General features: G+C 35.4%; 19 protein-coding genes and 1 riboswitch. Of the genes, 12 read left to right on the top strand and 7 right to left on the bottom strand.

Going from position 1 to position 24,872, the window contains the following annotated elements; genetic code table 11:
* Positions 1-340 precede the first annotated feature (340 nt).
* From MHH88_RS18010 to MHH88_RS18000, 3 genes are all read left to right on the top strand, one after another.
* A complete protein-coding gene (locus MHH88_RS18010; protein ID WP_339259787.1) occupies positions 341-2,044 on the top strand; it encodes a hypothetical protein in 1,704 nt (567 codons plus the stop codon).
* Positions 2,045-2,307: 263 nt separating this feature from the next.
* On the top strand, positions 2,308-3,315 hold the full coding sequence (locus MHH88_RS18005; protein ID WP_024364191.1) for a hypothetical protein: 1,008 nt from the start codon (positions 2,308-2,310) through the stop codon (positions 3,313-3,315).
* A 271-nt stretch (positions 3,316-3,586) separates the two neighbouring features.
* Positions 3,587-4,435 carry an MBL fold metallo-hydrolase gene (locus MHH88_RS18000; RefSeq protein WP_339259784.1) on the top strand — a complete coding sequence of 283 codons (849 nt, stop codon included), beginning with the start codon at positions 3,587-3,589 and terminating at the stop codon, positions 4,433-4,435.
* Between the two features lie 61 nt (positions 4,436-4,496).
* Here MHH88_RS18000 and MHH88_RS17995 read toward each other — a convergent pair whose 3' ends face one another.
* The gene (locus MHH88_RS17995; protein ID WP_069514431.1) at positions 4,497-5,675 is read right to left on the bottom strand and encodes a nucleoside transporter C-terminal domain-containing protein; all 1,179 of its coding nucleotides are present in this window, start codon (positions 5,673-5,675) and stop codon (positions 4,497-4,499) included.
* 361 nt (positions 5,676-6,036) lie between these two features.
* Between MHH88_RS17995 and MHH88_RS17990 the strand changes: the two genes are divergently transcribed.
* From MHH88_RS17990 to MHH88_RS17980, 3 genes are all read left to right on the top strand, one after another.
* Positions 6,037-6,744: a DNA alkylation repair protein gene (locus MHH88_RS17990; protein WP_339259783.1), complete on the top strand. Its 708-nt coding sequence runs from the start codon at positions 6,037-6,039 to the stop codon at positions 6,742-6,744.
* 126 nt (positions 6,745-6,870) lie between these two features.
* Positions 6,871-7,320 carry a GNAT family N-acetyltransferase gene (locus tag MHH88_RS17985; protein ID WP_339259781.1) on the top strand — a complete coding sequence of 150 codons (450 nt, stop codon included), beginning with the start codon at positions 6,871-6,873 and terminating at the stop codon, positions 7,318-7,320.
* Between the two features lie 214 nt (positions 7,321-7,534).
* Entirely contained in the window at positions 7,535-8,401 is an 867-nt protein-coding gene (locus MHH88_RS17980; RefSeq protein ID WP_339259779.1) for a M23 family metallopeptidase, read from the top strand.
* Positions 8,402-8,466: 65 nt separating this feature from the next.
* On the opposite strand, the gene MHH88_RS17975 is transcribed toward MHH88_RS17980, so the two are convergent.
* Positions 8,467-8,838 (bottom strand): hypothetical protein, encoded by a 372-nt coding sequence (locus tag MHH88_RS17975; RefSeq protein ID WP_025220440.1) that lies wholly within the window; start codon positions 8,836-8,838, stop codon positions 8,467-8,469.
* Between the two features lie 326 nt (positions 8,839-9,164).
* Here MHH88_RS17975 and MHH88_RS17970 point away from each other — a divergent pair, with 326 nt between their 5' ends.
* Positions 9,165-9,461, top strand: a complete 297-nt coding sequence (locus MHH88_RS17970; RefSeq protein ID WP_024364198.1) for a hypothetical protein — start codon at positions 9,165-9,167, stop codon at positions 9,459-9,461.
* A gap of 100 nt (positions 9,462-9,561) precedes the next feature.
* Here the strand turns inward: MHH88_RS17970 and MHH88_RS17965 are convergent, their stop codons facing one another.
* A complete protein-coding gene (locus tag MHH88_RS17965; protein ID WP_339259775.1) occupies positions 9,562-15,366 on the bottom strand; it encodes an NPCBM/NEW2 domain-containing protein in 5,805 nt (1,934 codons plus the stop codon).
* A gap of 179 nt (positions 15,367-15,545) precedes the next feature.
* Positions 15,546-15,632: riboswitch (cyclic di-GMP riboswitch) on the bottom strand.
* Between the two features lie 262 nt (positions 15,633-15,894).
* On the opposite strand from MHH88_RS17965, the gene MHH88_RS17960 reads away from it, so the two are divergent.
* From MHH88_RS17960 to MHH88_RS17950, 3 genes are all read left to right on the top strand, one after another.
* A complete protein-coding gene (locus MHH88_RS17960) occupies positions 15,895-16,902 on the top strand; it encodes a hypothetical protein (RefSeq protein WP_339259773.1) in 1,008 nt (335 codons plus the stop codon).
* A 241-nt stretch (positions 16,903-17,143) separates the two neighbouring features.
* Positions 17,144-18,178: an ABC transporter permease gene (locus MHH88_RS17955; RefSeq protein WP_337982713.1), complete on the top strand. Its 1,035-nt coding sequence runs from the start codon at positions 17,144-17,146 to the stop codon at positions 18,176-18,178.
* A gap of 1 nt (position 18,179) precedes the next feature.
* On the top strand, positions 18,180-18,866 hold the full coding sequence (locus tag MHH88_RS17950; RefSeq protein WP_339259770.1) for an ABC transporter ATP-binding protein: 687 nt from the start codon (positions 18,180-18,182) through the stop codon (positions 18,864-18,866).
* Positions 18,867-19,155: 289 nt separating this feature from the next.
* Here MHH88_RS17950 and MHH88_RS17945 read toward each other — a convergent pair whose 3' ends face one another.
* Positions 19,156-19,605 (bottom strand): GyrI-like domain-containing protein, encoded by a 450-nt coding sequence (locus tag MHH88_RS17945; protein ID WP_339259769.1) that lies wholly within the window; start codon positions 19,603-19,605, stop codon positions 19,156-19,158.
* Positions 19,606-19,766: 161 nt separating this feature from the next.
* Here MHH88_RS17945 and MHH88_RS17940 point away from each other — a divergent pair, with 161 nt between their 5' ends.
* A complete protein-coding gene (locus MHH88_RS17940) occupies positions 19,767-20,405 on the top strand; it encodes a hypothetical protein (RefSeq protein ID WP_339259768.1) in 639 nt (212 codons plus the stop codon).
* A gap of 87 nt (positions 20,406-20,492) precedes the next feature.
* Here MHH88_RS17940 and MHH88_RS17935 read toward each other — a convergent pair whose 3' ends face one another.
* Entirely contained in the window at positions 20,493-21,392 is a 900-nt protein-coding gene (locus MHH88_RS17935; RefSeq protein WP_069514400.1) for a 3-hydroxyacyl-CoA dehydrogenase, read from the bottom strand.
* A 478-nt stretch (positions 21,393-21,870) separates the two neighbouring features.
* Between MHH88_RS17935 and MHH88_RS17930 the strand changes: the two genes are divergently transcribed.
* Positions 21,871-22,929 carry an S-layer homology domain-containing protein gene (locus tag MHH88_RS17930; RefSeq protein ID WP_069514398.1) on the top strand — a complete coding sequence of 353 codons (1,059 nt, stop codon included), beginning with the start codon at positions 21,871-21,873 and terminating at the stop codon, positions 22,927-22,929.
* Between the two features lie 76 nt (positions 22,930-23,005).
* Here MHH88_RS17930 and MHH88_RS17925 read toward each other — a convergent pair whose 3' ends face one another.
* Both MHH88_RS17925 and MHH88_RS17920 read right to left on the bottom strand, forming a co-directional pair.
* On the bottom strand, positions 23,006-23,662 hold the full coding sequence (locus MHH88_RS17925) for a zinc transporter family protein (protein WP_339259764.1): 657 nt from the start codon (positions 23,660-23,662) through the stop codon (positions 23,006-23,008).
* A gap of 251 nt (positions 23,663-23,913) precedes the next feature.
* Entirely contained in the window at positions 23,914-24,822 is a 909-nt protein-coding gene (locus tag MHH88_RS17920) for a MerR family transcriptional regulator (protein ID WP_339259762.1), read from the bottom strand.
* Positions 24,823-24,872: the final 50 nt, after the last annotated feature.

Here is a 24,872-nt window from a genome sequence, read left to right as displayed (position 1 = left end):
CTAATTATAGTATTTAAATAAAAAATGACCAATAAAGTCCAAATAAGACTTTATTGGTCATTTTTTTATCCTACTAGGCTACCGTAATCTTTTGACATTCAGAAATTATATACCGCTAGAATATCTTAGGTTAGCAAGTATGATGGAGGTCGAGAGCGTAGACTGTTTTAATTCTTTAAAAATCATTGCTTGCTTTGATATAAATTTTATAAAAAGATTATAATGGACTTATTTTGTCCAATACATGGTATATAATCGAGTTTAATATCCTTGTTTTATGTAAAAAATATGAAACTGGATGGGATAATAATATTATCGTAAATGAAGTTGAGGTGATTATATGGCTATTGAAACTTATGGGGTCCTTAATGAGTTACAAAATAATGAAATAGAGGATTCTAATGAAAGTACCCTGAAAAAACTATTTAATGAATATGAACAAGTTATTGTAAAAAGTTTAATTACCTCATTTGGAATGGATTTTTTATTAATTAAAGATCGACATGGTGGAGATGTGGATACTATTCATAATGTTCGCCAAATGCAAAAGGGTGATAATCGCTTTGATGGATATGCAAATAAAAAGAATGAGGATACTTATTCTAAAAATGAAACATATGATAAGCATATTTCGCATGATTATCACAGTGATTCACGTTACATTGAGCGAAATAGACAAGCTTCTGTGCAAAAGGATAATGGTACTTTAGTAGATGCGTATACAGGAAAGAAGATTGCTCAAAATGAAAAAGTTGATTTGGATCATGTGATATCTGCTAAAGAAATACATGAGGATGCTGGGCGCATATTAGCGGAGATTAACGGTGTAGAATTAGCCAATCAAAATACTAATCTACAGCATACTAATCGTTCTGCCAATCGTTCCAAGGGAAAGAAAACTGTAAATCAATTTGCAGATACGTTAGAAAATAATCGTCAAATTCGCCAAAATCGTATAGCGGAACTAAAAACAACTAAGCATTTAACAGATATAGAACGTAAAGAATTACGTAAGCTTGAAAATTTAGAAGCAGTAGACATCAAAAAAATGAAAAAGGCTGATGAAGTAGCTCGTGCAGCTTATGAAAAAGAAATAGCTTCTAAATATTATACAAGTCAGAAGTTTATTAATGACACATTGAAAGCTAGTTATAAAAAGGGAATGCAGATGGGTCTTCGACAGGCTTTGGGAACTATTTTAACTGCTGTGTGGATGAGTGTTCGTGAAGAAGTGCCAAAACTAGTAACAAAGTTAAAAGTAAAATTCGACTTAAAGTGTTTCTTTAATGGGCTAGTAGACATTTTTAAAGGGGCTTTCAAAAAAGTTCAAGAAGCATACAAAGAAGTAATTCAAAGTTACTCAAATGGGTTACTTTCTGGTATTTTATCATCGTTAATGACAACGTTTATTAATATTTTTACTACATCTGCAAAAAATGTTGGGAAAATAATTCGTGAGTGTTGGTCGTCAATTGTTGAAGCGTTAAATATTTTGTTATTTAATCCAAATAAATTACCATTTGGAGATGTCATAAAAGCAGTTGCAGTAATCATTTGTACAGCATCCTCTGTAGTGTTAGGAACGGTTGTTTCTGAAGCAATGGGACAAATTCCAGCATTAAAAATTCCTATTATAGGTGATGTATTACCTAATTTTGTAGGTGCTGTCGTGACAGGGCTAATGAGTATTAGTTTATTGTACTTTTTGGATCACTCTTCTATGGTTCAAAAATTTGTTGATTGGGCAAATCAATTAAAGTCGTCGATAGATTATAAAATTGACTATTATCGTGAAGTACATGCAGAACTTGTAAAATATGCAGCAAAGTTAGCTGAAATTGATTTAGATACGTTTCAAAATAAAGTGCATGCTGTACAAAAAATGAGTGTAAGTTTACAAATGGCAAATACAACACAAGAAATGAATGTTACTTTAACATCAATTGTTAAAGAATTCAAAATAGATTTGCCATATGATGGAACCGTTGAAGGGCTAAATCAATTTATAAAAAATAAAAATTCAACGTTAACATTTAAACTATGATGAAATTTAATTGTGATCAATGTGGATTATGTTGTAAAGCACTTAATGATTCGGAGCTATACAAAGATCTAAATCGTGGTGATGGAATATGTAAGTATTTTAGTGAAGCTACGAATCTTTGCACTATTTATGATAACAGACCGTTAAAATGTCGAATTGACGATATGTATGACAAATACTTTAAAGAAACATTAACGTTAGAACAGTACTATGAGCTAAATTATGAAGGTTGTAAAAACTTAAAAATGAAGGAGAAGATTTGAATGCCATTACCAATTATCGTTGGAGGAATTGCACTTGCAGCAGGTGCAGCAGGACTAGTAACAGGAGCAAAAGGTGCAAAAAAGATTGCTGATGCAAAATCGCGCGTTAATGAAGCTGATGAAAAATATGAAAATTCTAAATCTCTTTTAAATGAGACGGAAATGAAAACGACAAATCAATTAGATATATTAGGTGCTTTAAAAGTACAAGTGTGGAAAGATTTTGAGCGTTTTTCAAATGCATTTGAAAAAATTCATAATCGTCCAGACTTTGAAGAAAAGATTTCTGGAGAATTTACTATGCCTAAGCATGCATTAATTGAAATTAAACAAGTTCAAATTAAAGCTATTGAAATTATTGGTACTACAATGGCTTCTGCAGGTGCAGGTGCTGTAACTGGGATGGCTGCATATAGTGGTGTACTCGCTTTAGGCACAGCATCTACAGGGACAGCAATTAGCTCATTATCCGGTGTAGCTGCAACGAATGCGGCATTAGCAGCATTAGGAGGCGGTTCAATTGCTAGTGGTGGTGGTGGCATTGCATTGGGTACACAGATTTTAACAGGTGCAGTAGCAGGGCCTATAATTGCAGTTGGTGGATTATTATTAAATGCCAAAGGAAATTCTAGTCTCGATAAAGCGGAAGAAGCTGAACGTGAAGTTGAGAAAATAGTGTCTGTTATCAATAAGTCAGTGCAATTTTTAAAGAAAGTAACTTTACTTGCCAAAAATTTTGAAAAGGAATTATCAATTATTCACAATGTTTATTTAAAAGAGGTTTCTAAGTTAGAAGCTTTAGTTGCATATAAAAACGATTATGATAATTATTCATTTGAAGAACGTCTAATCGTAGATAATAATATAAAGTTAGTGTCAATATTATTTAAATTATCAACACAAGATTTAATAACGCCTGCAGAAAAAGAAGACCAATTACCTACAGTATTAGTAGAAGAGGTCAATGAAGTTATTTCATTGTCAAAAGAAGCAGTAAAAAATATTTAAGAGACAAAGCGTATTGAGGCGGTATTCTAAAAATTCATCTTTATTAAGTATTACATTTTGTTGTTATTTGAAATTTAAAACGTCAAAACCTTTAAATTTAAAGGTTTTGACGTTTTTACCTTTTCTAATAACAGTATAAGTGGGACTGCTAAAACGGTAGCTACAATTCCTAAAGTGATTCTAAAGCGGTTATATGTATAAAAAAAATTCTTTCAAAGAGTAAATTGCCCTTTTTTGAATTAAACTATTATGAAAGGGGGGCTTACCCATTATGCATTCAATAAATAAAATAGGTGATTGTTTTTGGTATATGACGCCTATAGCGGAAACGGATCGTCCCATTTTAGGGATGGTAGTTGGTCAAAACAAAACATTAATGATCGATGCAGGGAATTCGGAGGAGCATGCACATTATTTTCAGGAAGAACTTTTAAAAATGGGCGTTCCTAAACCGGATATGGTCGTTTTAACGCATTGGCATTGGGATCATATTTTTGGACTTTCTGCATTACGTCATATGGTGTCTATCGCTTCGGAAAAAACAAAAACAGCGATGGAGAAGTTGATTCCATTTTCTTGGTCAGATGAGGCGCTTGATGCACGTGTGAAGGAAGGGATAGAAATTGAATTTTGTGCCAGGGCTATTAAAGAAGAATTCAAAGATCACCGAGATATTCAGATTGTTTTGCCGAATGTCACGTTTGATAAACGGGTGGAGATTGACCTAGGTGGTGTCACTTGTATCCTTCAACATGTTGGAGGGGATCATGCGGCTGACTCGGTTGTGGTTCATATAAAAGAAGAAAAAATTCTGTTCCTTGCTGATTGTATTTATCCTAATCTGTATGCTGAAAAAGTACATTATACAGTTAAGAAAACGCTTCGTCTGTTGGCTGAATTAGAACAATTTGATGCGGATACATATATTCCTTCGCATCAACAGCCAATAACAAAAGAAGCGTTTAATCAAGAAGTAGCGATGCTTAGAACGATTGCTACATATACCGATAGTTGTGATGGAGATTCACAAAAAATTATGCAAGCATATAAAAAGCATGTGAAAAGAGAACTAACAGAAGATGAAATTGAAACTATCTCTGACTTTGTGAATGGTTATTAACAATCGTCAGAATTGTTTTAGTGCCTGGCACAAGGAAGTGGAGCTCACCACTTCCTTTTCTTTATAAAATTAAGCTTACGATAATACCTGAAAGGACACTTACAAGGGTAGCACCAAATAATAATTTTAAGCCAAAGCGTGCGACAACATTTCCTTGTTTTTCGTTAAGACTTTTTACAGCACCGACAATAATACCAATTGAAGAGAAGTTGGCGAAGGACACAAGGAATACGGAAAGAATGCCCATTGTCCGCTCACTAAAGTGATAATCGCCTCCAGATAAATCCAACATCGCTACGAACTCATTTGTTACTAGTTTCGTCGCCATAATGGATCCTGCACTAACCGCTTCCGAGGAAGGAATGCCCATAATAAAGGCAACTGGCGCAAAGATATAGCCTAGAATCGTTTGGAAAGTAACGCCGAACAGTAACTCGAAGACACTATTAAATCCTGCCATCAATGCAATAAAGCCGATTAACATGGCACCGACAATAATTGCCACCTTAAAGCCATCCAAAATATATTCGCCAAGCATTTCAAAAAACGATTGCTTTTCGTGCTCGATTTCTAAAATATCTTCTTTCGGGTCAATGTCATATGGATTCATAATTGAGGCGATGATAAAACCGCCAAATAAATTTAAAACTAAAGCCGTGACAACATATTTTGGTTCTAGCATCGTCATATATGCACCAACGATGGCCATGGATACAGTGGACATCGCTGACGCACAAAGTGTATATAAGCGCTGTTTTGACAGCAGACCAAGTTGTCTTTTTAATGTGATGAAAACTTCTGATTGACCGACCATTAATGAAGCAACGGCATTATAAGATTCCAATTGCCCCATGCCGTTTACTTTACTTAAAACCCAGCCAATACCTTTCATAATAAAGGGGAGGATTTTTAAATGTTGAAGAATACCAATTAATGCTGAAATAAAAATAATGGGTAGCAATACGGTTAAAAAGAACGGCGTTTCTCCCTCATTGGCTAAGCCGCCAAATACAAAGGTAACTCCTTCACTTGCATATTCCAGTAATTTGTTAAAGACAGTAGCAATTCCCTTAATAATAATTAAGCCAAATTGTGTATTTAACAACAGTAATGAGAACAGAATTTGAATGATCATCATTGTAATAATTGGTTTGAATTTAATCTCTTTTCGATTGGAACTAGCAAGCCAAGCGAAAAACAATACAATGAGAATACCTAAAATAGAAATAACGTATTGCATATGTAACCTCCTGATGTTGAAAACATGATGTGATAATTACCTTCGCATAGTACCTTTATTAATTGTGAGTGTTGTCTTGAATATGTTGTCCAAATTACTAAAAAAGAACCGCACTTATTTAATATAAATACCCTTTGTTGAAGAAAGGTAACATAGAGATATTAATAGAAAGTTATTAAAAAAGCAAAAAAATATCTATTTAACTGAAATTTTGATAGGCACTAGGGAATAAAAGCAAGGATTATGCTTTTTTTTACAATATAGAGCTAGCTGACAAATGCCCTAGTGATATAGCATAATGAAAATAAATTGAAGATGGGCAAAATTGTAACAATGCTAACGTAAGGAGAGTGCAGTGAAAATGAATGTTGAAATGGTGATGCAAGAGCTTGAAGCACTTGGTAAGGAGCGTACGAAAAAAATATATATGTCAAATGGTGCACAGGAGCCACTTTTTGGGGTGGCTACGGGGGCGATGAAGCCAATAGCTAAGAAAATCAAATTGAATCAACCGTTAGCGGAAGCGCTTTATGCCACAGGAAATTATGACGCAATGTATTTTGCAGGTATTATTGCGGAGCCAAAAGCTATGACCGAGTCGGATTTTGAGCGCTGGATTGATGGGGCGTATTTTTATATGTTGTCTGATTATGTGGTGGCAGTGACGTTGGCGGAAGCGGATATTGCGCAACAGGTTGCCGATAAATGGATTGCTAGTGGGGAAGAACTAAAAATGTCTGCTGGCTGGAGTTGTTACTGCTGGCTATTAGGAAATCGTCCCGATGTTGAATTTTCCGAAAGTAAAATGGCTAATATGCTTGAATTGGTGAAAAGTGCGATTCACGATTCACCTGAACGAACAAAATCTGCTATGAATAATTTCCTCTATACGGTAGGGGTCTCGTATGTCCCGTTACACGACAAAGCGTTAGCTACAGCACAACAGATAGGGCCTGTAGAACTTAAAAAGAATAATAAAAAAAGTAGTTTCCTCAACGCTTATGAAAGTATTCAAAAGGATGTAGAGAAAGGCAGAATTGGCTTTAAACGCAAATATGTAAGATGTTAAATCCTAGCAAGTACCAAATTACGATTCCCTGTGGATTTCGTGGCGATAACACAAGATTACATGCCGATTCCAGCGCATCTCCCGTGGAATAAGCATATTCCATCTCTATAAAAAGGAGGCACAATAATGACGCAACAAAAAATAATGATTATACCGTACAAATCTGCATTTGCAGAGCAAACAGTAGCGATGTGGCGAGATAGCAAGGAACAGGCTATTGGTCAGAAAGAAATGCATAGCGTTGAAAATCATGTGTACTTTTTAAATCATCTATTACCAGAACAGTTTCAAATTGAGTTAGCGATTATTGATGAAACAGTTGTTGGTATGATTGCCTATAACGATAGTGAAATAAGTCAACTGTATATTCATATAAACTATCAAGGGCTTGGTATCGGGCAAACATTGTTGGATAGAGCGAAAGCCCAATCAAGTGGAAAATTAACTTTATATACATTTGAAGTAAATGAAAAAGCCCAACGTTTTTATGAAAAACACGGATTTAAGGTGATCGGTAGAGGGCATGAAAATGAAGAAAATTTACCTGATATTTTATATGAATGGATTTTCGAATAACGAGAGAGCGAAAAATGGGAGCTTGTCCTGCGTTTAGTTTTCTTTTATAAAACAAGCAAGAAACTTACAATCTTTTTGCTTGTTTATTTTGTCTGCGATTTTTTGATGGCGATGCGTACATAGTCCTTTACCTGAATTTGAAATGGTAAATATTGAAACTTATTATCCGATCAAACGTATAAGTAATATAGTCAGCGTAAAGGGGATGTTTAGAATGCGAATTAGTTCAAGTGAAGTAACACCTCAAAATTTCGGGATGTTTTTTTTGGAAGAAAGATTTGATGAAATTTATAACCAATGTCATGCAACGTTTCAAGACATGGTTTCGAATGAGCAATTTAATGAATTAGCTCAATCTTTTAATGCCAATGTACAAAACTATGAGTTATTTAATGAATCAACAATCGCTCATTATCATCAATATGTTTGGTTGGATAATCGACAAGAGAAAGCGATTCAGGTAACGATGGATTCAAGTAATATTATTTATAGCTTGTTAATTAAGCCTTATGTGGTTTTTCCAGAAAGCGATAAAAAGTATAGTCAAAATACATATATAATGCCTATAAAAGAGGAGTGGTTTGTATTTTGGGGAGGGGTTAATGAGTTTGTCAATTACCATTACGCATATGAAGCACAAAGATTTGCATATGACTTGGTGATCATGAAAAATGATTCGACCTTTAAAGATTCTCCTAACGTCAATGAAAACTATTATGCCTTTAATAAAGAAGTTACTGCACCTGCAGATGGAAAGGTAATTAAAGTTGTCAATCATCTAGAAGATAATATCCCTGGAGAAATGTATGAAATGGAGCCAGCAGGAAATGTAATTATTATCGAACATACCAATCATGAATATAGTATGGTAGCGCATTTAAAAAAGAACTCTTGTCTTGTGCAACAAGGAGATACGGTTAAACAAGGTGATGTGATAGCGCTTTGCGGAAATTCAGGAAATTCCTCAGAGGCACATATCCATTTTCAAGTGATGGACGCACCAGACTTTCTGAATTGTCAATCTTTACGCATTCGTTTTGCGGATGGTTTAGAGCCCATTCAAGGTGATGTTGTAAAATAAAATAGTTAAAGGACCGATGAGCGAATTTCCCGTTCATCGGTTCTTCTTTATAGGACTAATCACTATTAAATACTTTGAATTAATTCGCTATATTTTAGGGAAAGTAAGTTTAATGAATAGTTTTTAATTTTATCGGTTGCAATAATACCCGTTAGGATACATTCAATCATTTCTTTATATTGATAGATTAAATGGACTTCCTGCATAAAAGATGAATCAATCGTAATGCCGTTCGTCATCGTTTTTAAAATTACTTGTTGCTCTTCATATAAGTAAACTAATTCGAATTTTGAATTATGTATTAATGTTGTAATTTCTGGAAAAATAGTAGCGTCGTTTAAAGCCGCTACTATATCGTCGACCGGCTTTACACCTTCTATTGATTGTAAATACGAGAAAGTTTCTCTTAGTTTTTCTTCTAAAAAATCAGTACTCATTGAAAATGCTCCTTCGTGTTGTGCTTCATCCATTTTAATCATTTTATGATTATTGTATGCCTATTTTAGTAGTAAAAATTATTAAAAAACTTACTTTTTTTTGAATTAATCAGGATAATTTCATTTTAAATAAATAATTTATAGTAGTAAATACTATTTAAATAAAATCGTAAATATGGACTATACTAATGAGTGTTATCCATTTTATTAGGAAAAACGGTTCGGTTAATGCGCATTTATTTAAAAATCTATTATTTTCTGTTTGAAATAAAAGTAGTAAAATATAAAAAATAAATTTTTTACAGCATTTTATGGAGGTGCAGAGTATGAATTATGTTAGGGTCGAAATAATTGATACTGTGGGGTTAAATCCAAGGGAAAGAAAAATGTTGCAAAATACGGTGTTAAACTTTGTTGCGATGAGCAATGCGTTAATTTTGAAAGAAGATGTCGTGATGAACCCGTTGGAACCCAACAACGAAAATATTGGGATGATCTTAATTTATGCCAAATCACTGAATGAAGAACAGTGTAAGACAATAACAGAGGCATTGTCCAATCGATTCACCACGTATTTTAAAATGAGTGAGTTGGATTTGGAAGCGCAAATTAGCGTTTATTGAACGATGCCACGTGCAGTTCTCTGTATATAAGCTAAAACGCCCACGGAAAAATCCGTGGGCGTTATTTATAAGAGAGGATTATTTATCTACAGCACAATGCTTAGTTTTTTACATAATAAGTTAATTGGATCAGTGTGTCTTCGTTTAATTTATAAGCGATGACGAGCATATATGTGCCTTGTTCTTCGTATGAAAGGTCGATTGTAAAGTGGTCTGTATTTGGTGTAAGTAGTTCCACATCTACGTAGATTTCTTTCATAGTTTTCGTATTTCTTAGACCGATTTGATAAGGGTTTAAGTATTGCCCATCCAAACCTTTTACTAAGTTCTCAACCGTCGCTATTGGACCTGTTAAGCTTGATACTTCCACAACTTGTGGATGCGCAGTGATAGTATCTAATTGACCTAGACTTTGCAATGGTGAGAAATCGGTAATACTATTCGCCGAAATATCGAGTGATGTTAAATTTTTAGCATATTGTAAGCCTTCTAGATTTGTAATACGGGCATTGGGTGCATGTAGACTTGTTAGTGTAATCATATCACCTAATGTGATTTCCCCAGACAGTCCCAATGTTTGCTGAATTGCCTGTTTAAGATTGTAATCTGCAATCGGTATGATTTGAGTAAAGTCAATAGCGATAAGGGCAGCTTTAGTGCGTGTTAATTCCTCTAATGCTTCATCGATTTGTGCTTGAGTTGCTTGAGGATTGGCAAGTACTTCCTCAGCTTTTGCTATACTCGCTTGTAATGCTTGAATGGACTCCGCTGTATAGTTTTCTATAGGAATGGCTTTGGCATCCTCTAGTGCTAGCGTTAATGCTTGTGTAAAAACGCGCTCTGCATTTGCGAAATGTAATTTAGTATCTCCCCATGAAGCATGGTCTGAACCGTTGCCGTTGCCGCCATCAGTTACGACCAGTTTTAGTTCTTTGGCGCCTGTAATGCTTACTTCAATGTATTGTTGAGGGTCTCGCGATTGCATCAAGCCACTGTCAAATTGCTTCTCTCCATCAACAAACACTTGGAATGTAACAGAGCCAACCGTACCGTACATTTGACGGTCTACACCAACAAAGGCAGTAAAGAAATCGGCATTTTTATCGCTTAAATCATAGATAATAGTAGAATTTGAATGAGCGCCAATACCTCTTTCGTATGCTTTCTCACGACCATCATCACCTGTTAGGCGAATGGCATTATGACTAATAGAAACATCTTTTAATGGTGCTGTATAGCTGTTTTGTGTAGATTGCCATTCAAAATCAGTTAAGTAATGATAATCATCCATGTTAACTACTGAAATCATGCGTTTTTTCGATACTTTATTGCCATCACTGTCGACAACCGTATACGTAATGTCATAACGACCAGCGCGATCGAAGTTTACTTGATCTAAGCCCGTTACTTGTACTTGAGATGTTAAATCGCCATCTTCAGCATCAGTTGCCACATAGCTATCGTTCATGGTAATAGGTGTTCCAACTTTTGTTGCGATTGATTTTGCAATTGTTAGTTCTGGCATCCCGTTTGATACATAGAACTTAGCATCAGCAAAGTTAGCGTGATCGGATGCATTACCATTGCCAGAGTCATGTGCAATCAGTTTTAACTCGTTAACACCTGCAAGTGGAACTCTTACTAATTTTGCTTCTGTTTGATATTTCATCACGCCGCTGTTATATACTTCTTGTCCATCAGCAAGTATTTTAAATGTTACGCTAGAGTTATTGTTTTCAGCTATGTTGCGGTCAATGCCAACAAGTGTTTCGAAATAATCATAGTTTTTGCCTGTTAAATCGTAAACAATTTCAGAATTCGCATGCGTACCAATACCTTTGGCAAAAGTTTTTACTTCACCATTCGTTAATACTTTAATTGAACCGCCTGATGATGCTTTGTCTTTGTTGACGGTACTATATGCAGTTTGTGCCGATTGCCAACCGATGTCAGAGGCGAATTTTTCATCGCTATAAACATAGACAGTTCTTGTTGCAGTGACGACATTGTGATCACTATCTGTTACGGTATAGTCGACTTGGTAAGTACCTGTTTTCTTCGTATTAAAATCGTTGGCAGTGACTAGGATTTGATTACTGACATCACCGTCTTCGATATCAGTTGCTGTTACATCGCTTAATAAATCGAAATCACTGTTTAATTTCACCATCGTCAAATCTTCAGGTAGCGTTAAAGTAGGTTGACTCGAGTCTTTACCGAACTTAGCATCAGCCCAAATCGTATGGTCTGAAGAATTACCACTATCATTGGCATCTGTTGTAATGAGCTTTACTTCCTTTGCTCCTGTAACAGGGATATGGATGTAGCCGTGATCTGTGTTTGCTTTGAATACATCACTGGCAAATTTTTTCTCACCATCGACCCAAACTTCAAACGTGGCAGATGAAGCTTTGCCTTTTGAAACTTGATCAATACCGATGTAACTTTCAAAGAAGGTAAAGCCTTTACCATCTATGTTATATACGATTTCTGAGTTTGCGTGTGCACCGAGTCCTTTGGCATACGTTGCCTCAACACCTTGTCTTAATAACGTAATAGTGTCACCTGCAACAGATTTATCTTTTTGTAATGAACCCCAACCTACTTTGGCAGAGGTAGCTGTCATATCAGAAATATACTGCATATCACTTACGACATTGACAGTCATAGTTTTTGTTTCTTGGATGCCTTCATCGTTGATTTCATAGACAACTTCATAGATTCCTTTTTTTGTCGTATCCACTGTATTCGATTTAATAACGACCGTATTCGTGATATCTTTGCCATTATAGGAAATTGCTTTAACATAATCCATTGGATCGAATGTTTGATGTAGCTTGACTGTAACCTTATTTTCAATAGATAGGGTAGGGGTAAATGCCTTTACTTCTACTGGTTGAAGTGTATTTAATTGTTTATCATAGCCAACAACCTTGTACGTGTAATTTTTTGTACTATCGATATGTTGATCGATAAATTGTTGAGTGCTTGTAAAGCCGATTAATTCATTATCTCTAAAAATTTCATAACCTAAAAAGTCATCTTGCTTTTCTTTATCAACGGATAAATAGAGCGTATTTGTTTTAGCAGCTTGGTTTGAGGCCAATGTTACGTTTACTGCTTTTCCTTTCAAACCATTCCCTTTATAGTCGACCGCGCTATTATTTAAATACCATATTTTTTTATCTGGTTTTGGATACTTACTTGTTTTTGCTCTTGTTTCGTCCGTTACAACAAAGCCATGACGAGCAAAGTGTTCACTTAAATCTAAACCAAGAGCTTCAGAAGAAAACTCGACTAAGTATTGTTGTTTAGAACGTTCACCATCTGTTAGTGTCACATTTTTTTCGCGGTAAAGAGCGTTTAATTTTCCCCAATAGCCAGGGCTATACATTTCAAGTTGCCAGTAAACGGCTAGTTTTTCAAACAAACCTTGATCGTTATAATCTTTTGTGTTTTCTTTCAGTACGTTTTTATAAACGTTCGTTTCATATGGAATGCGTCCATCGATTTTCCCGTAAAGTGCTGACATATGCTGTGGAAGCATATTGTTTGTTACTTCGCCGATTGTTCGTACACCTATATCCATACGGTGACCGATTTCATGGATAAGGCCCCAAGAACCGCCTTTTTTTTCTAACGGAACTAAAATATCAGCCACAACATCATCGAGTGTGCCAATATGATCGCCAGCTGCATACATGTACGCATAAGGCTGTGCGAGTCGTACGTTTTCTCTTATTAGTTTTGGATCATGTTTTTCACTACGTCCGTCTAAACCGTAATATTTAAATAATTCGTCCATAAGGCGATTATATGATTCAATGGTTTGGAGCGGGCTGTAGCCATTTTCTATATAGGTTTTGTAAGCACCTGTTGCAGTACCTGTCCAAAATAAATGGTCACCAACGACTTCTACAATATCAAGCACTTTGCGATCTTCAACATTTGGATGCTTCGCTATATCTTCATCAATTTTTTTCTTATAGTCGATTAAAAATTGTTTGAACTCCTCTACGTTTGTAGACTTTGTTGCAAATGGAATTCTCTCAACACCTTCGAATCTTAAGGTCGGTGCTTTACCTTGCTGTTCCGCTGTATAAGGATTTTCAATATAGATTGTGCCACCAGGTGTAACGGCCTTCTTATTATAAGAAGTTTTAGGGATGGCAGGAACAGTAATGACGTTTTTACCGACTTTTAAGCTGACACCTTGTCGCCAACTATTCCAAGCACCTTCTTGTTGTGAAAATGCCAAGCGTGGTAACGGACCAGTTGATGATGCGTCAACGTAAACGGTAATTTGATCACCCGGTTGGGCAGCAAGGCCAGTTGGTTGTAAATTGTTACCGAAGCCGAATTTCAATTGTTGATTGGCATGTTTGACCATATCCCCGTGTTGCTCGGCTACTATAATTCTTCCTTCTGTAACCACTTCACCGTTAAGTATTTTTTTGGCTAATTCGATATTGTCTTTATAAGTAGCATATAGTGGATGTGTTTTCGCTTCTTCTTCTAATGCGTTAATATGTTCGATGCTGTTGAATGCAGGGGAAACTGTATTCATCGTTCCGTCAGTAAATAACTGCGCCATTTTATCGTCTAATGCATCTTCTTTATAGAAGGCGAATTCAGAAAGCGTTGCCCAATTTTGATTGGATTTAGTGAATTTAAATTTCACCCGTTTAAATGTCGTCGTTGCAAATTTTGCCTCTACTAATCCTGCGACCATATTGTGTTTACCTGTTGACACAAGTTCATAGGTATCGCCTTTTGATGTTTGGGAAGCGTAAATTTCAAATTCCTCGGCAAAGCCTTTACGGTCAGAAGGTCTTGCTCCATAAATAATACGATTTAAAGTAACAGGTTCTATAAATTCAACTTCTACTTCATTTGAGAATGTAGCTGTGTTGCTTCTATTTGTTTCCCAATATGTATGAACATCGCCATCGATAGCATTTTTGATAACGGCGCTCGCATAGTGTCCGCCATTGTTGGTAATTTCTTTGATGTTAGCCTTATCCATTCTAAATCGCGTTGAATACGCTTCGTTGGCATAATGGCTAAATGACGAAGTTAGTGCAGTGGTCGCTGTAATTTTTTCATTGCTTAGCAGTGCTTTCGCATTGTCAATATCTTCTTTGAATTGTGCGTAGAAGGGGTGGCCTTGGGCTTCGACTTCTAATTGATTGATAGCATCTATGGTGTTGAATTTGTCACTTACAGCGCTCATTGTATTATCTGTAAAGAGTGTCGCCATTTTGTCAGAGACAGAATCTTCTTTATAAAATTGAAACTCGGATGCACTTGCCCAATCTTGATTTGCTTTCGTAAAAACAAATTTTAGTCGTTTAAATTTTGTAGGGTTGAATTGGATTTCGACAATATCTCCTGTAGAACCTGTATATTGTCCTGATGAAACGAGTGTAAAATCATCGTCTGTATCTGTAGTGGAGCTATAAATTTCAAACTGCTGTGCAAAGCCTTTCCCTTTTGTAGAAGATTGACGAGCTGCATAGACAATTCGATTTAATGTAGATGCTTCATGGAACTGAATGATCACTTCATTTGTGAAGGAGGTACTATTTGGTTTCCCTGTTTCCCAATGGCTGTTCATATCACCATCAATCGCTTTATCTATAGTAGAACTTCCATATTTTCCGCCGTTGTTCGTAATCGATTGAATGTTTGATTTTGCCATTTTAAATACGTCATCGTATGCTTTTAAAATATCTGTTCCGTACAATTCAAATTTTTTCACCGAAGCGATGGAATAAATAGTACGAGCTTCGGTTGAAGTTCTAATGATGTCTCCATTTGGATTTTCAGCCGCTAAAACATTCATTGGACCACCGACTAAATTTAAAGCAAGGGCAGACACTGTTACAATCTTTACTACTTTCATCTATATTCCTCCTTATGCATTTTTCCTACAGAGTACATAAAAAAGCTACTCAAAAAAGAGTAGCTTTATTTCAAATAAGGCAATCATAAAAAATCCCACATACAGAAAAATGCCTTTTATAAATTATATTCTGTGGGTTGTATGTTACGTCCTTACTAAACAAAAAGTAGTATGTACTCTTCGGCAACTGGCAGACATAGTTATTTAAAACCTTAGTCCCTATAGCTTTGCGTCCCTAAATTTCTTTAGGTTTGCCTATTAAATTTTCTACAATAAAGAATAGCATAAGGAAAATTATTGCCAAAGTACAATTCGCACTATATTTTACCACCTTTAATTCGGGTAAAATGGGCGAGTTTTTTTATGGGGTGAAAAATAATGTCATTTAATGGTGGTTCGATTGTTATGTGTAAAAGACTTTAGTAAGAGAAAGATGGTTTATCTGTAAACTACTTATGTCATGGGTACTGATATTGAAAATATTTACAATAGGTGGAATAATATATTTGATACTATTAATGAAAGGAAATGGTCTACATGTTATATAAATTAAATAAGTCCTCATGGGATTATGAAAAGGTTAAAAGAGTGAGTCTTGATGCGATTGGCTGGAAAGAAAAGGATTTAGAAAGGTTAGTATCTAACCATCTGCAAGATTTTATTTCTAGTAAAGATTTAATGACAATATTTAACGAGCGTCCAAGACAAGAAGAACCCGATATTTTAGCTGTTGATAAAGATGGCGATTTATACATATTTGAATTGAAAAGATGGGGTTCAAATCAAGAGAATTTGTTACAAGTATTAAGATATGGTCAATTATTCGGCAATAGTAGTTACGATGAGCTCAATGAAAAATACCTTAAATATAGCCAAGGCAATATATCGTTAATGGATGCTCATAAAGAGTATTTTGGTAAAGACGCAAGTAATCAAATTACCCAAGAGATGTTTAATAATAAACAACATTTCATTGTGATGACAAATGGCTTAGACCAACAAACGGTAGAAGCAATTATTTATTGGAAGAAGAACGGTTTGACTATTGATGCCATTGTCTACTGGATATTTGAAGTGAATGGTGAACATTATATTGAGTTTAATATGTATTCTCCAATTGAAAGTTATTTAGAATATGAGAGTAGCGCCTACGTTTTAAACACGAATCATAACAATAATCCACTAACGACAGACGAAATGTTAACTGGAATGAAAGCAGCGGCTTATCATAAAGGATGGCAAGAAAAAATAGAAAAGATTCAAAAGGGCGATATTGTATTCCTTTATAAAAGCGGCGCTGGAATTGTAGGATACGGAAAAGGTTCGGGTAAATATAACAAGCAAGATTATAATGGCTATGCTAATGCAGAGACAAATACACCTTTACAAGATTTTTGTATATTAAAGCGTCCGTTAAGCGCTTCAGAAATGAAAACTATTTGTGGACAAGGTTTTAACTTTAGACAAACGATGTTCTCAATTAGTGAAGAAAATGCCAATAAATTAATGCGAGTAATTCAAAAACATTACTTGTAACGATTCTTTTAGGAGCGTTATTCTAGCCGTTTAGCTTTACTGCGGTAAACGAGCTTCCATCCCCATTTAAAAAATCTTCTACGTCATTATGCGTAGAAGGTTTTTTATGTTTGTTTGAGTAGGAAGCGGCAGCGATGTTCAACTGTAATGTTTAGTTCATCTTCCGTTCATGTTCAGTTCATGTTGTGTTCATGTTGACTCTTTATTCTAAGAATGTAAAAAGAAATAGGAGGGGTTTAAAATGAACCTGGCTTTAAAAGAAATGAAGAAAAATAAAGTACGATTTGTGATTTTAGGTTCGATTGTTTTTCTGGTGAGTTTATTAACCTTTATTATTTCGGGTTTGGCAAATGGATTATCGCAAGACAATGCTGCGCTTATTAAAGATTTACCAGCGGGGCAGTTTTACATGAACGAAGATGCAGATGAAACATATAATCTTTCTAGAATAGATAGCAGTACCCAAGATGAAATTTTAAGCAAACAAAAAGATGCTGTCGCCTTTTCTATTCAAATGGGCTTTATTAATGATAAGGCAGGGAAGCAGCAAAGCGTGGCATTTGTAACAGCTACCGACTCGCCGTTATTTGCAAATGTTAAACATGAAGAAATTATTTTAGATAGCTCATTAAAGGATAAAGGTATACAGATAGGCGATACAGTAACAAACAATCAGTTTAGTGGCAAGTTTATTGTAAAAGATTTTGTTGAACAAAAGAAATATAGCCATGCGCCAGTAGCCTATATTAGTATGGAAGATTACCAAGAAATTTATCGAGTTAAAGAAATGCAATTAGTGTTTACACCAGATGGAGATGCCTCACAAGCGTACACAGGATTACAAGCTTTTTCAAAAAGTGATTTTTTAAATACGATTCCGAGTTATAGCGCAGAACAAATGTCTCTTAATATGATTGTCTGGTTTTTAGTTGTCATTAGTGGCATGCTGTTTGCAATCTTTTTCTATATGATGAACGTTCAGAAGATTGGCTTATATGGTATTTTAAAAGCAATTGGTTTAAAAACAAGTAAGTTATTCAAAATGATTTGGACGCAAATGATTGTGATTACTGCGATTTCTCTGGTGCTATCAATTACACTAAGCCAAGTTTTTAATCAGTTTGCACCACAAGGAATGCCATTTAGTTTAAGTTTTGCTACAATAACACAATTGTCGATTGTATTCCTTATTATTGGATTTATCGGAGCTACTATTTCTGGTATCCAAATTAAAAAAATTCAACCATTACAAGCGATACAACAAGGAGAGGTCTAATATGACACAATTTACAATGGAGAATGTTAGAAAAACGTTTACAAATGGTGAAGTGCAGGAAGAAATATTAAAAGGCATTAACCTGACCCTGAAAGAAGGAGAAGTAACAGCATTAGTGGGCGCTTCAGGTTCTGGTAAAAGTACACTACTAACGATTGCAGCAGGTTTGCAACCTACAACCGATGGGCAGGTAATCTTTGAAGGGAAAAACATGACGACATTGAGTGCAGATCAAGTTCGTCAAGTACGGGCAAGTAAATTTGGCTTTGTCTTTCAATTTGCACATTTAGTGCCGTTTCTTACGGTAGAAGAACAGCTTCTGCTGATGTTGGAAGTTTCTGAATCGCCATTAAAGAAACACGAGCAGCAAAGAGAGGTAGAGCGTATTTTAAATTTAGTAGGGATGGATCATCGTAAAAATGCCTATCCTTCTTCATTATCAGGTGGGGAGAAGCAGCGAGTTGCTATTGCCCGAGCGATTATTCATAAACCGAAAGTGCTCTTTGCGGATGAGCCAACAGCAAGTCTGGATTCGACACGATCGAAGGACGTAATGGAGTTAATTCGAAATCTTACTAAATCATTAAATATCACGACGTTAATGGTTACACATGATGAAGAAATGCTTATGTATACAGATCAAGTCATTAAAATGAATGACGGTAAAATTTTGCAAAATGTAAATTAATAAAATGTACAAAAAGTGTTAGATTGATTAGGTTCAATCTAACACTTTTTTGCTGCGCTGTTGTTGGCCGCGTCTTACGGTGTGGGCGTTCTGAGCAGGAGTCACCGCCTTCGCTATCAACAACTAGTGAACACTTCTAATTTTTTATTTTTGCAAAAGCAAGAATTGCTAAGTTCCTATAATAGCAAAAATTTATGAACATCTTTCCTCTGTTCCTTAAATTTGTTTAGTTATGTCCCAACCTCTTATTTTGCATTAACGTTGACCCCGAGAAGTCAATTCGAATACTTTACTGAACCGGAACTAATATTTCGCATAAATGATTATCAATCATTTGCGATGTATATCTTTCAATTATTGGTTCTTGTCTCATGATTAGCTGATGTTGTTCGATTTCTGAAAAGACAGTGCTCCAAAATGTGCTGATTGCTTCTTTAGTATGGTCGAGCAAGAAAACAGCATATTTCCCGCCACTAAATGTACCAACATGTGCAGGTTTTGACACATGGAACTTTTCATGAATCATTATGCCCACATCATATCGACATTGCTCTTTAGGAGTTATTTCGGGATTATCTTGCGCTATGCCGAATATGGCTGATTGATTCAACAAGTCATTTAAATGTGCCCATTGTTTAAAAGACTCCATTAACCCTTTGTTTTGTCGTTCACCATATTCACCAACGTTTCTAAAAAAGGCAATTTTTGAAGCGGGTAATTCTTCGATTGTGATTTTCATTGTATCGTCCTCCTTCTTTAGCTAAGGTAATATGATTAAAAATGTTTCTCAAGAACTTTTTTTAAAGTAATGAAAGAATGCAAATTAACAAGAAACATCGTGTGGATGATGGCATTTTTTATGTTTTCTATGTCATACCTTCTAATTAGGGGGAATGCACGGTGAGAAAGATAGTAATGATTGTTGGTGTGTTACTAGTGACTATAGTTACTTTTAACTTTGTCGATAGGCTTTTAGCAGATGATACTTTAAAAAATAATGAGGGGCAGGATTCATTCATTAGTCAAGAACAATTAAGTATGGCTACATTGAAAGATAAGTTGCGTGCAATCTATGTTGGAGTAGATGTGAAAACGACACCAAAGAAAGAATTGGTGTTACAAGTTGTTGCGGACGAAGATTACTTTAATTTGGTAACAAAGGATATGGAACCGATTGCCAAAAGTGTGATAGCAAACTCTCCATTTATGGACTATACGCTTGTTTTTGAACGCTGGGAACTAACCTCACAGGATGAAGAGGATATCAATCTCGATAATGGGGTATCCAATTTTATTAAAACGATTGTGGAAAGTCTTGAAAGTTATACAGTATTCAAACATGTAACGACGGATCACCAGTCTTTCATTACTATCCAAACGACAATAGATAGTTCTGAGAAAGACGCGCAAAAATTAGCGCTGGAGATGGAAGAGACAGTTTATGAAATAATTAATTTTCAAAACCGAAATGAGCAATCTCAGAAGAGTACATATGACATTAAAATAGTGAGTGCTCAGGGAAAAGTATTAAATCAATAAAATTGTGTGGGTGACAGGCACTAAAAAAAAGCCGCTACATGCGCTAAGTGCGACATGTTGCGGCTTAAATTGTATGAGTGACAGGCACTAGCCTTTTAGGAAATCGGGTTTAGCGAAGCTTGGGTTAGGGTATTGGTAGAAGCCTTCACCTGTAGCTCGTCCTAATTTACCTTTATCGATATACTCTGTTTTCAACAAGTTAGCTAATTTTTTCATGTTTTCATCCCCTGTAGCGGCAGCTTTTGCTTCTACAATGTTATGGGCTGTATTAATACCTACAACGTCTAAAATAGCAAATGGTCCAAGAGGAGCGCCAGTACCAATCATCCATGTTTTATCAATTGTTTCAGGGTCAGCTACTTCTTTTACTAATAGCATTTCAGCAGCATCTAAAAATGGCACTAGTAAAGAGTTTAAAATATAGCCAGGCTGTTCTTTATATAAAGGTAGTGGGACCATGCCGATAGCACGTGCAAATTCCACCACTTCATCGAATACTTTCATATCTGTACCTGGGTGTTTCATAATTTCAGCCGTATTGTTTACCCAAATAGTATTAGCAAAATGTAATGCTAAAAATTTTTCTGGACGACCTGTTGCCTCTGCAAATTGGCTAGGTAATAAAGTGGATGAGTTTGTAGCAAAAATTGTTTTTGCAGGTGCAACTTTACCAAGGTTTGTGTAAAATTCAGTTTTAATTTTTACAACTTCAGGAATAGCTTCGATAACTAAATCAGCATTTGCTACAGCATCTGCTAAATCACTATTAAATGATAGACGAGCGTAAGCAGCATCTACTTCTTCCTGTGTGGCACCTAAATCGTGCTGATACAATGGTTTTAACTTTGTAATACGCTCTTGCGCATTTTTTAAAGCATCGTCATTAATATCGTATACAGTAACGTTAAATCCTTTAAATGCAGACTGATAAGCAATCTGGCTTCCTAAAACTCCGCTTCCTGCTACAGTAATGTTTTGATAATTCATCTGACTTCCTCCTCTGATAATGTTACATCAATATAATAGTTTCATTGTAAAATGACTTCTTTGTTACACTCCCATAGTACTGCTTCCAATGAACTAAAATCAAATAATAAACTCAATTATTATAATGATATAAAAATATGTCTGATTACTATTTAAATTTACCTTTTTAGAGTATGTGCTGATGGAGAATAAAAATAACAGCACATCTACATGTTTTTAGATGGAGGTCTCTAAGACTAGATGAGTACCGTACAAATGTTGTTGTTGTGAATCAAAAAGACTATATGAGGTGAGGAGTTATCCCTTTTGTGAATAAATGTATTAATGAATTAGACCTATGTAACTAATTATTTTGACGGTAAATTTAGTTTTTAGAATATAGGACTTTATTATAATTTTGAATAATTTACATATATTTATAGATTTGTTAACAGATGATTTAGTACACTAAATTTATGAATTGAAAGGGGAAAGAAAAATGAAGAAAACGATTTTAGCTGGAGCTTTAAGTATTGCTTGTTTTACAGGAGGTTTTGCTACACAAGCACAAGCTCAAGGTAATGACAATATTGCCAATATTATTCATCCAAATCAGGTTGTTGTAGCAACAAACCAAGCGCAGTCTATGTCTTATCAAGATATCTACAAAATGCTATTACTTTCAGAATTAGGTATTGACAATCCTGATAATATGACTGTAGTAACAACTAAAAATAGCATTACTTTGAAAGTTTCACTAAAGGCAGTAATGGATAGCTATTCAGATGGGACAAACTTATATCCTGAGGGTGAAAAAGAGTTTAAAGAAAACTACGAAGAAATTAAAAAGCTATTTGGTGATGCTATGCAAATGCGCTTTATTCAATCTGGTAATAGTTACAAGGCTGAAGTTTATGCAGAGGGGAAATGGCAAACTGCAAGTAATGAAGATGTGAATGATTGGTTGACAGTATTAAACCGTGCAGATTTTGATCTTAAACCAGGTGGTTATTTTACAGATGCAATTGGTCACTGGGCTGAAAGCTATATCCAATTACTTTATCAAGCTGGAATAGTGACAGGTGTTACGGATACAACGTTTAATCCGAATGGTCAAGTAACACGTGGACAATTAGCTGCGATGATTTTCCGTGCTTCAGGACTAGATGTTAATGAAGATTATGAAGGTCCAGCTACATACAAAGATATGCAAGGCTTCTGGGGGGCAAAGGAAGTAGCGATTTTACAAGAGTATGGATTACTCGAAATTTTTGATGGAGAAAATTTCGAACCAAATAAACCGGCTACACGTGAGGAAATGGCTCATGTAACGGCAAGCTACTTGGAATCAGTAGAATTCGATGTAGAAAAGGCTAATAAAAATAATACTTTTACAGATAAAGGTGACATGCGTCAGGAAGCGGTAGCATCGATTGGCTTATTACAGCAATTAGGAATTATTGAAGGCGCAAATGGTAAGTTTAATCCAAAAGGCAATTTGACTCGTGCGCAATTTACGAAAATCTTATCGCTTACACTGATGACAGTAAATAAATAGTAAGAGTAAAAAACCACTTTGCTAAGGCAAAAGTGGTTTTTTTACGTGCCAGTCACCGAAACAATTTTGACACAATTCATCCTGCAAGTACGTGGAACATATAGCTTAAAAAATAGCCTAATAATATATAGGTGAGAAAGGCTTTACAAGTGACTGTTTGTACATGGTGCAAAATAAACTCTGAAATACTAGCCGTCCCGATTAACCCGATTGATAAGCCCATTAATATTCCTTGTGCTCTTATTGTTAAATCCCAATACTGACCAATTAAAATAAAAATGATAAAGAAGATGGAGAAGCCGATGAAATAAATAAATAGCTTCCATAGCTTTTCACTTTGTGAGAGAAAGGCTGTTGTAAGTGCAAAGCCTTCAGGGAGATGATGAAGAATAATGGAAGCAGTAATCGTTATACTTAATGCAGAATTTCCTAGTAAATTGCCTACTGTAAGACTGATTGGGATGGTATGAATGACCATTGCAATGGCGAGCAAGGAAACGGAGGGATTTTGATAATTAGTAGGGTGAAATAAGCTACTAAGTAGTTGGAAAATTAAATAGCCGATGAGAATGCCTAGTATGATGCCAAAAGACTTGTACATTTGAAATGAGGATGGAATGATGTCTAGTATAAGCAATCCTACTAAAAATCCGCCACATAATAACGATAAGCCCTGGGTTGTATGTTGAAAAAGCTTAGAGAAAACCCAAGCAATTGTTCCTCCTATACTCACGCTGAAAAAAAGAAAACCTCCAAGTATCATTGCACTCAACTGCGAAATTCCCCCGCCCCATTATAATCTGAAGTCCGTTTTACAAAATATATGCAATTCAAGGGTTTATATGAGGATAAGCTGTTAAAAATATACAATCTTGCTATCTATGTTGTAGAGCAGGAAAACACAAATTAGCAAATAAACTTACAGCTCGTACAAATGAAAAGGAGCAGTATCAAGCTTCCCTTCCATCTGTAGACCGTATAGGGTTATTGGAAGACTTCTTCAATCGTTTGAGCAATGGTAATGAAATGTAAGTCTTTATCTTTTGTATATTCGATTGCGCCAGCTCCACCTAAATAAAATTGTATAGCTGGATACTTTGAAGCAAAATCCTCTAATTGCTGTAAAAGAGCAGGGTACATTTCAAAAGGCATAGTTGTTAGAGCGGACAAAATTACAATTTGAGGCTGAAACTTCGAAACGAGCGATTCAATTGCCCCTAGTGCAGGTGAGCTCCCTATTAAAAATGACTTCCATCCGAGCAACATCGCTTGTAAAAGCAAAATATGGAGTGGGACTTCATGATATTCCCCTGGTAAACATGCCCCCATAATGAGAGGGGCGTTGTCTTTGTATTGATAGTTGCGTCTAATCTGTACTAAATAATCTCGGATTACCATCGTCATAACAGATTCCTGATATTCTGACCATTCCCTTTTTTCCCATCGCATACCTACTTCATGTAACAAAGGAATAACTACAGTCGATAGAAATTTGGGTAAGCCAAGCGCATAATGGGCTTCTTGAAGAATTCGGTTAATTTCTATTTCGTCACAATGCGCCCCTTTTTCTAGTAGAAGAAAAACATAATCGTTCATTTCGTGATGGATAGTTGGAACAGGAATTGGTTTAGAATCCGATTCTTGTTGTGTCTCCATTGTTTTGATAACTGTGGCGGCTTGTTTTATAGAATATCCTTGTTCGGATAGTTTTCGTACCTTTAGCAGTATTTGAATATCTTGTTCTGTGTAAACTCTGTGGCCGTTATCTAATCGCTTTGGTTCAACAAGTTGATAGCGTTCTTCCCATTTTCGAATGACTTGCTTAGAAAGACCCGTTACTTCAGAAACTTGTTTAATATTATAATGCCATGTTGTTGAATTGACAGATGTCATTGTTCGTCAACCCTCTTTCCAGTTTGAAAAGTATCGAATTATCATAACAA

The sequence above is a fragment of the Lysinibacillus sp. FSL K6-3209 genome, from assembly GCF_037976175.1.
Classification (GTDB): Bacteria; Bacillota; Bacilli; order Bacillales_A; family Planococcaceae; genus Lysinibacillus; species Lysinibacillus sphaericus_D.
The sequence above is the reverse complement of the archived record's forward strand: the minus strand, read 5'-3'. Positions and strand labels throughout refer to the sequence as shown.